We start from the raw sequence: 6,283 nt of genomic DNA, 5'->3' as shown, positions 1-6,283 counted from the left end.
GGCGTCTGTTTTTTTTTTCGCGCAGAGCGGGCGGGGGGTGGGGGGTGCCGGCGGGGACTTAACTCGCGCCCCCACTCTCCGCGGCCCTGGGAATCCCGGGCCCCCCTCCACCCCCCCCGGGGGCGCCACTACAAAAGCTTGGCTCCCCAAGTGCTTCGCCCTTACCCTCGGCCCTTTCCCGCTAGAAGATGGGCTTCCAGGCCTCGACCTTCGCAGATGACCGATCCCCGCCAACTCCTCCGCCAACAACTGCGCCAGCGCCGCCGCGACATTCCTGCTGCGGAGCGCATCGCCGCTGCCGAAATGCTCGCCACACACCTGCTGTCCCTGCCTTTCGCCGGGATCAGTGGCCATGTTGCCGGTTATTGGGCGATGGACGGCGAAATCGCGCTACACCGCTGGCAGATGCAGTTGCCGCCGCAGCAGACCTATTGCCTGCCGGTCCTGCACGGCAAGCTGCTGCGCTTCGCCCCGTGGCGCCCCGGGCAGGCGCTGGTCAGCAACCGTTATGGTATTCCGGAACCGGATATCGACCCCGCGCAGGCACTTCGGCCGGAGGAAATGGCCTTGGTCATCGCCCCGCTGGTGGGCTTTGATGACGGTGGCCGGCGGCTGGGCATGGGGGGCGGCTGGTATGATCGCAGCTTCGCATTTCGGCAGCGCCAGGCCGCGCCGCCGTGGTTGGTTGGGGTAGGTTTCTCCGCCCAGCAGGTGCCGTCATTGCCGGTCGAGGACTGGGATGTGGCGGTGGATGCCATCTGTACCGAGCAGGCCACTCTCTACCCGGAACCGTTGAACGCATGACCGCCCGCAAGCGCTACTGGCTGATGAAGTCCGAACCGGACGCCTTTTCCATCGACGACCTGCAGCGCGTAGGCACCGAACCATGGAATGGCGTTCGCAACTACCAGGCGCGCAATTTCATGCGCGATGGCATGAAGGTCGGCGATGGCATCCTGTTCTACCACTCCAATACCAAGGTGCCGGGCATCGTCGGCATTGCCACGGTGGCCAGCGAGGCCTACCCGGACGACACCCAGTTCGACCCGGAATCCGATTACCACGACCCCAAGAGCACGCGCGAGCAACCGCGCTGGATGCTGGTGGACGTGGGTTTCGAGCGCAAGCTGGCGCAGGTGATCGCACTGGACGAGATCAAGCTGCATGCCGAAGAACTGGGCGAAGGTTTCCCGCTGACCGCCAAGGGCAACCGCCTGTCGGTGTTCCCGGTTACCGCCGCGCAGTGGAAGCTGCTGTTGTCGCTGGAAAAGAAAGCCAAGTAAGCCTCTTTTGCTGCTGTAGGAGCGGCGTCAGCCGCGAAGCTGACAACGTTTCAGATCCCCGGCTTCGCGGCTCACGCCGCTCCCACAAAAGAAACCTTTTTCCAACCTGATTGAGCCCACCATGTCTGAAGCCAAGCGCCTGGCCGCCGAAAAAGCCATCGAGTACGTGCAGAAGGGAATGATCGTCGGTGTCGGCACCGGTTCTACCGTTGCCTACTTCATCGAAGCCCTGGCCCGCATCAAGGACCAGATTGAAGGTGCGGTCTCCAGTTCCGACCAGAGCACCGCCCTGCTCAAGGGCCACGGCATCGAGGTGCTGGACTTGAACCACACCGGCGGCCTGTCGCTGTACGTGGACGGCGCCGACGAGTGCGACGGCAACAAGAACCTGATCAAGGGCGGCGGCGCCGCACTGACCCGCGAGAAGATCATCGCCGAGGCCAGCAAGCAGTTCGTCTGCATCGTCGACCCGAGCAAGCAGGTCAAGGTACTGGGCAAGTTCCCGCTGCCGGTGGAAGTGATCCCGATGGCGCGCAGCCTGGTCGCCCGCGAGATCCTTGCCCTGACCGGCGGCCAGCCGGTATGGCGCGACGGCGTGGTCACCGACAACGGAAATCTGATTCTGGACGTGCACAACCTGGCCATCACCGACCCGGTGAAGCTGGAACAGCAGCTCAACCAGATTCCCGGCGTCGTTACCGTAGGTTTGTTCGCCCGCCGCCCGGCTGACGTAGTCATCATCGGCGGCGAGCCGCCGCAGGTGCTGTAAGCCAAGCCAGCAAAGCTATTGCTATTGCTGTTGCTTTGGCTTTGGCAGCTGCTCCAGCTTTGGCTTGTTGCTCTTCCCTTCTCCCGTTCACGGGAGAAGGTGCCCAACGGGCGGATGAGGGGAAGCTTTTGACTTCCAATAGATTCCTGCAATGCCCGCAACCACACCGGTTCCCAACCATGCCCACATCCTTCCTGCGCACCCTCCTCGCCCTTTCCCTGCTCGCCCTGGCCGGCTGCGCCAGCGCCGACGGCAAGCATTGGGTGGAACTGGCCGGTACCCGCTACACCGTGGAACTGGCGCAGAACGACGAAACCCGCGCCCGCGGCCTGATGTTCCGCGACCAGATGGACGCCGACCACGGCATGTTGTTCGTCCACGATCGCGAAGAACCGCAGGCGTACTGGATGAAGAACACCAAAATCCCGCTGGACATCCTGTACTTCGACAGCCAGCGCCGCCTGGTCGGTCAGCAGCGCGATGTGCCGCCGTGCTCGGCCGGCGACATGTGCCCGCCCTACCCCAGCTTCAACCCGGCCTTGTACGTGCTGGAGCTCAATGCCGGCCAGGCCGCCAAGCTCAAGCTGGAAGACGGTGCCGAGCTGACCTTCGGCCCCGGCATCACGACTGGCAACTGACTGAGACGCACATGTTGAACAGCGGCGCCCTTGAACCGGCGCCGCTTTGCCGCCAGTCTTGGGGGCATGTCTGAAACACGCATTACCCTGCCGCAGTGGGAAGAACTGGCCGGCTTGCCCGATGAGGCACTGCCGCTGCTGTCGACTGCCCTGCTGATAGCCCGCGACGAATACCCCCAGCTGGACCCGGCCGCCTACGACCGCGTGCTGCAGGCCCATGCCGATCATTTGCGGGTGGAAGTGGACGCCATCGGCGAATGGCCGCTCAAGGTTGCCGCCATCAACAACCACCTGTTCAACGAAGTCGGTTACAGCGGCGACAACGACGAGTACTACGACCCGCGCAACAGCTACCTCAACGAGGTGTTCGAGCGTCGCCTGGGCAACCCGATTTCGCTGGCGCTGGTGCAGATCGAAGTCTCGCGCCGGCTCGGCCTGCCGTTGGAAGGTATTTCCTTCCCCGGCCATTTCCTGGTGCGGCTGCCAGTGGAAGACGGCGTGCTGATCATGGACCCGTTCAACGGTGGTCGACCACTGAGTGTGGATGAGCTGCGCGAGCGAGCGCGCAGCAATCTGGGCGGCGAAACCCCGGACGACAACGTGCTGGCGCAGATCCTCGACCCGGCCCCGCACCGTGCCATCCTGATGCGCATGCTGCGCAACCTGCACGGCGTCTATGCCGAACGCGGCGAATGGGACCGCGCCGCACGTAGTGCCGACCGCATCCTCAAGCTCGTCCCCGAGCAGGCCGATGCCGTACGCGATCGCGGCTTGGCCTACATGCAACTGGAGCACCTGGCCGGTGCCCGCGCCGACCTGGCGCGTTACCTGAAGATGGCACCCGAGGCCGCCGATGCCGTCAGCATTCGCGAACGTCTGGTAGAACTGGGTGGAGAAAGGCCGAGGCTGCATTAGGCCTCGCTTTGCCCTGCCTTTTGTAGGAGCGGCGTCAGCCGCGAAGCCACTGCGGCATCCGACGCCAAGGATCAACGCAACACCTCTGCAATAGCGGCTTTGCGCACGGAGCCAAGACGATCCTTTGGTAGGTGAATGTGCTTGGCCGACTTCGGATACCGCAGTGGCTTCGCGGCTTACGCCGCTCCCACAAGCAACAGCACAAGCCGCGCGCTGCGGCTCAATCCAGCTCGACCATCTCGAAGTCATCCTTGGTCACGCCGCAGTCCGGGCAGGTCCAGGTGTCGGGCACGTCTTCCCAGCGCGTGCCCGGTGCGATGCCTTCTTCCGGCAAGCCGTCGGCCTCGCTGTAGATGAAGCCACAGACGACACACATCCAGTTGCGCAGGGTGGAGGCCGTAGCGTCGGACATCGGGGATAATCACCGGACAAAGAAGCGGCGTTGATTGTCACATTCCCCGCGCCGTACCGGTAGCCATACATGACACAGCTTGCCGACGCCCGTGGCGTCTACCTGATCACCCCCGACGAGACCGACAGCGCACGCCTGCTTGAGCGGGTCCGCCCCTTGCTGGCCGGCACTACCTGGCTGCAATACCGCAACAAGGCAGTCGATGCCCCCTCCCGTCTGGCCCAGGCCAGGGCACTGCAGGTGCTGTGCGCAGAAGCGGGGGTTCCGCTGATCATCAATGATGACGTCAGCCTTGCCCGGCAAGTCGGCGCTGCCGGCGTGCATCTGGGTGAAGACGACGGCGACATTGCTGCCGCCCGGGCACTGCTCGGCCCGCAGGCCATCATTGGCGCGTCCTGCTATGACGAGCTCGAGCGTGCCCAGCGCGCGGTTGCTGCTGGTGCCAGCTATGTGGCCTTCGGTGCCTTCTTCCCCAGCCGCAGCAAGGTCACCCCACGCCGCGCCAGTCCTGAGCTGCTGCGACAAAGCGCCGCACTTGGGGTGCCGCGGGTGGCGATTGGTGGTTTGACCCCGGACAATAGTCAGCCTGTGGTGGACGCTGGCGCGGATCTGATCGCGGTGATCAGTGGCGTGTTCAGCGAGGCCGATCCGGTGGCGGCGCTTGAGGCTTATCGGGGCTGTTTCCGGGCCGGATGACCTTACAGACCTCACTAATCTCTGCCATCCCTTCTCCCGTCTGCGGGAGAAGGTGCCCCGAAAGGGGCGGATGAGGGGGCTTTTGACGTTCGCTTGCTAGAAGCTTCCCCTCACCCCAACCCCTCTCCCGCAAGCGGAAGAGGGGCCAATGCAAAGCCCAGATCTTCGTTGTTGTTGATACCTCAAAGGACTCACGCATGAACCACGCCCAATCCCACGCCCTGTTCACCCGCGCGCAGACCCTGCTGCCCGGTGGCGTCAATTCACCGGTGCGTGCGTTCAAGTCGGTCGGCGGCGAACCGTTCTTCGTGCAGCGCGCCGATGGCGCCTACCTGCATGACGTGGATGGCAATGCCTATATCGATTACGTCGGCTCCTGGGGCCCGATGATCGTCGGCCACAATCACCCGGCCGTGCGCGAGGCCGTGCAGCAGGCGATCGGCAATGGGCTGTCGTTCGGCGCGCCGTGCGCAGCCGAAGTGACCATGGCCGAGACCATCACCCAGCTGGTGCCGTCCTGCGAAATGGTGCGCATGGTCAACTCCGGCACCGAGGCCACCCTGTCGGCAATCCGACTGGCGCGCGGCGCCACCGGCCGCAACAAGATCGTCAAGTTCGAAGGCTGCTACCACGGCCACGGTGACTCCTTCCTGGTCAAGGCCGGCAGCGGCATGCTGACCCTGGGCGTGCCGACCTCGCCGGGCGTGCCGGCCGGGCTGAGCGAACTCACCCTGACCCTGCCCTACAACGATTTCGAAGCCGCCACCTCTCTGTTCGAGCAGCAGGGCGCCGACATCGCCGGCCTGATCATCGAGCCGGTAGTGGGCAACGCCAACTGCATCCCGCCGCGTGAAGGCTACCTGCAGCACCTGCGCGCGCTGTGCACCCAATACGGCACCCTGCTGATCTTCGACGAAGTGATGACCGGTTTCCGAGTTGCCCTGGGTGGCGCGCAGGCGCATTACGGCATCATTCCGGACCTGAGCACCTTCGGCAAGGTCATCGGCGGCGGCATGCCGGTAGGCGCCTATGGCGGCCGCCGCGAGCTGATGTCGCAGATCGCCCCGGCCGGCCCGATCTACCAGGCTGGCACGCTGAGCGGCAACCCGGTGGCGATGGCTGCTGGGCTGGCGATGCTGCAGCTGGTGCAGGCACCGGGCTTCCACGAGCGCCTGACGGCGGCAACCAACACGCTCTGCGATGGCCTGGAAGCGGCAGCGCGCGATGCTGGCGTGGCGGTGACCACCAATCGCGTCGGTGGCATGTTCGGCCTGTTCTTCACCAACGAGAAGGTCGAGACCTATGCGCAGGCCACCGCCTGCGACATCAAGGCCTTCAACGTGTTCTTCCACGCCATGCTGGAACGCGGCGTGTTCCTGGCCCCGTCAGCCTACGAGGCGGGCTTCCTGTCCAGCGCGCATGATGATGCGGTGATCGAAGCCACACTGGTTGCGGCACGTGAGGCATTCAAGGTGGTTGCTGCAGGTTGATCAACCTGCAGTGCGAATGATCGAAGTAAAGCCCCTCTCCCGTTCACGGGAGAGGGGTTGGGGTGAGGGCAGCTCTTGCT

At 64.5% G+C, this 6,283-nt stretch carries 8 protein-coding genes; 7 read left to right on the top strand and 1 reads right to left on the bottom strand.

The window, feature by feature from the left end; translation table 11 throughout:
* The first annotated feature begins 216 nt into the window (after nt 1-216).
* The 5 genes from ACVOLS_RS07450 (at nt 217) to ACVOLS_RS07430 (ending at nt 3,605) form a co-directional block, all read left to right on the top strand.
* A complete protein-coding gene (locus ACVOLS_RS07450) occupies nt 217-804 on the top strand; it encodes a 5-formyltetrahydrofolate cyclo-ligase (protein ID WP_481545081.1) in 588 nt (195 codons plus the stop codon).
* Nucleotides 801-1,283, top strand: a complete 483-nt coding sequence (locus ACVOLS_RS07445; protein WP_303747296.1) for an EVE domain-containing protein — start codon at nt 801-803, stop codon at nt 1,281-1,283. Before ACVOLS_RS07450 ends, ACVOLS_RS07445 begins: the two co-directional genes overlap by 4 nt.
* 121 nt (nt 1,284-1,404) lie before the next feature.
* Nucleotides 1,405-2,052, top strand: coding sequence for a ribose-5-phosphate isomerase RpiA (gene rpiA, locus ACVOLS_RS07440; RefSeq protein ID WP_057629081.1), 648 nt, complete (start codon nt 1,405-1,407; stop codon nt 2,050-2,052).
* A gap of 179 nt (nt 2,053-2,231) precedes the next feature.
* Nucleotides 2,232-2,690 (top strand): DUF192 domain-containing protein, encoded by a 459-nt coding sequence (locus tag ACVOLS_RS07435; RefSeq protein WP_481545080.1) that lies wholly within the window; start codon nt 2,232-2,234, stop codon nt 2,688-2,690.
* A gap of 66 nt (nt 2,691-2,756) precedes the next feature.
* Entirely contained in the window at nt 2,757-3,605 is an 849-nt protein-coding gene (locus ACVOLS_RS07430; RefSeq protein WP_481545079.1) for a SirB1 family protein, read from the top strand.
* Nucleotides 3,606-3,825: 220 nt separating this feature from the next.
* Here the strand turns inward: ACVOLS_RS07430 and ACVOLS_RS07425 are convergent, their stop codons facing one another.
* Entirely contained in the window at nt 3,826-4,017 is a 192-nt protein-coding gene (locus ACVOLS_RS07425) for a rubredoxin (protein WP_303747299.1), read from the bottom strand.
* A gap of 69 nt (nt 4,018-4,086) precedes the next feature.
* Between ACVOLS_RS07425 and thiE the strand changes: the two genes are divergently transcribed.
* Both thiE and hemL read left to right on the top strand, forming a co-directional pair.
* Nucleotides 4,087-4,713, top strand: a complete 627-nt coding sequence (thiE, locus tag ACVOLS_RS07420) for a thiamine phosphate synthase (protein WP_481545078.1) — start codon at nt 4,087-4,089, stop codon at nt 4,711-4,713.
* Between the two features lie 197 nt (nt 4,714-4,910).
* A complete protein-coding gene (hemL, locus tag ACVOLS_RS07415; RefSeq protein WP_481545077.1) occupies nt 4,911-6,203 on the top strand; it encodes a glutamate-1-semialdehyde 2,1-aminomutase in 1,293 nt (430 codons plus the stop codon).
* Nucleotides 6,204-6,283: the final 80 nt, after the last annotated feature.

This window comes from Stenotrophomonas sp. STEN038 (assembly GCF_056759895.1).
Note: the sequence above shows the minus strand (reverse complement) of the source record. Positions and strands in the feature narration are given on the sequence as shown.

What these genes read in the sequence shown, in the direction of transcription:
- thiE (WP_481545078.1), top strand. Translation starts at nt 4,087, where the DNA reads ATGACACAGCTTGCCGACGCCCGTGGCGTCTACCTGATCACCCCCGAC.
- ACVOLS_RS07425 (WP_303747299.1), bottom strand. Translation starts at nt 4,017, where the DNA reads ATGTCCGACGCTACGGCCTCCACCCTGCGCAACTGGATGTGTGTCGTC.
- ACVOLS_RS07435 (WP_481545080.1), top strand. Translation starts at nt 2,232, where the DNA reads ATGCCCACATCCTTCCTGCGCACCCTCCTCGCCCTTTCCCTGCTCGCC.
- ACVOLS_RS07445 (WP_303747296.1), top strand. Translation starts at nt 801, where the DNA reads ATGACCGCCCGCAAGCGCTACTGGCTGATGAAGTCCGAACCGGACGCC.
- ACVOLS_RS07450 (WP_481545081.1), top strand. Translation starts at nt 217, where the DNA reads ATGACCGATCCCCGCCAACTCCTCCGCCAACAACTGCGCCAGCGCCGC.
- rpiA (WP_057629081.1), top strand. Translation starts at nt 1,405, where the DNA reads ATGTCTGAAGCCAAGCGCCTGGCCGCCGAAAAAGCCATCGAGTACGTG.
- ACVOLS_RS07430 (WP_481545079.1), top strand. Translation starts at nt 2,757, where the DNA reads ATGTCTGAAACACGCATTACCCTGCCGCAGTGGGAAGAACTGGCCGGC.
- hemL (WP_481545077.1), top strand. Translation starts at nt 4,911, where the DNA reads ATGAACCACGCCCAATCCCACGCCCTGTTCACCCGCGCGCAGACCCTG.